1 protein-coding gene is annotated in these 1,553 nt (G+C 55.9%); it reads left to right on the top strand.

Features of this window, described 5'->3' with window-relative positions:
* Positions 1-116: 116 nt before the first annotated feature.
* The coding region (locus WBG04_RS03255) for a sulfatase-like hydrolase/transferase (protein WP_424312926.1) at positions 117-1,553 on the top strand (1,437 nt) is incomplete at its 3' end.

Raw genomic sequence — 1,553 nt, 5'->3', positions numbered from 1 at the left:
CCCCAAGGACGTCCAATCCTTAAGAGGAGTGGTCATTGAGGATTTGGTGAGCGAACGATGGTTGATCGAGTGACCTCGCTTGCGCTGTTGGCAAGTGGGTGCCAAGATCTCCGCTCATGGCCGAGCGTCCGATGAGAAGAGGGATTGAAGGTGGTTGGAGGATCGCAGGGGGCGTTTGCCTGTTCTTGGCGGTCCAGTATTTCAGCGCGATCTGGCGGCTCACTACTCGAACCGATGGCATGGACAGCAAGTTCAGCCAAGTGGCGGTTGATGATTACCGAGGCTTTTTGATCAGTCAGAACCTGATGGTCGTTCTGGCGTATGCAATCGTTGGATTGGTTGCCTGGTTGGTGTTGGTCCCCGCTTTGTCGCGCCTGTCAGTTCGGTGGTCCGGTCATCGGCCTTGGAAACTTGTCGTTGCCAGTGCCTTGGGTTGTGCGCTGATTCACGGCTATTTCATGTTCAGACTGGTGGACTCGAGGCCCTATTTCACGGGTGATGCCGCATTCGGAACCTGGTACTACGCAATCTTGGACTTGCCGCCGGAGTCTTGGCGCCCGGCGATTCACTTGGCGCTCTTTCAGCTTCCGATCTGGATGATGGTCGCGGGCGTGCTGATCTGGTGGTGGCGTCGCTTCGCCAAGTTGGGTCGCATGGTGACGTCCGGGCTGGCGGTGGTCACGGCAGTTGCCCTTGTGATCGCGATGGTCCCGCATGCGGGACCGATGAAGGCGGCGAGTCAGGAAACAGATCGGCCAATGAATGTGCTGATCATTGGCTCGGACTCCCTCAGGGGGGACAAATTGGGCTACGCCGGATATCGCCCGTTGCGGAAAGATGGCCCTGCCGCAGAGGGCGTTTCCCCAAACATTGACCGCTGGGCGAAGGACGCATCGATCTTTGAGGTGTGTCGAACATCAATCGGGTCCACGTTTGAGTCGGGTATTTCGGTAATGACTTCAACTTATCCCCACACTCATGGAATTCGTCAGATGTTCCCCACCAAGGAGGAACTCGATGAAATGAGGAAGCGGACAACACCGATCGCGGAACTCGCCAGAGAGAAGGGCTACCAGACGGCCGCCGTCGGTGACTGGTGCGCTGGATTTTTCCAACTCACGCCGTTGGGTTTTGAAAAGGTGAGCGTGTCCAGCTTCGACAATTTTCAAATCTACATGAGTCAGGTGGTTCTGATGGCGCATTTTGTCGTGCCTCTCTATTTCGACAATGATCTGGGTTACCGTCTCTTTCCACAGATTCGATCCTTTGCTCAGTTCGTGACGCCTGAGGTCGTGACGCGGCGTGTTGAAGGTATGATCGAAGAACAGGCGTCCAGTGAGCAGCCGTTCTTTTGGAATGTGTTCTATTCCTGCAACCATTTGCCTTACCGGTCCGGCGAGCCTTACAACCAAATGTTTTCCGATCCTGACTACAAGGGGCCGAATGCCACCGGGGTGGATTTCGATATCGACGGGTTTATTGGCGGGACTGACCTGGAGGATAAATGGGCGGCTCTGCCACGTGAGGAGGCCCAGCAGATCCGGGCCTTATAC

The organism is Haloferula sp. (genome assembly GCF_049672945.1).
Lineage (GTDB): Bacteria > Verrucomicrobiota > Verrucomicrobiia > Verrucomicrobiales > Akkermansiaceae > Haloferula.
This window is presented reverse-complemented; position numbering and strand designations above follow the sequence as displayed.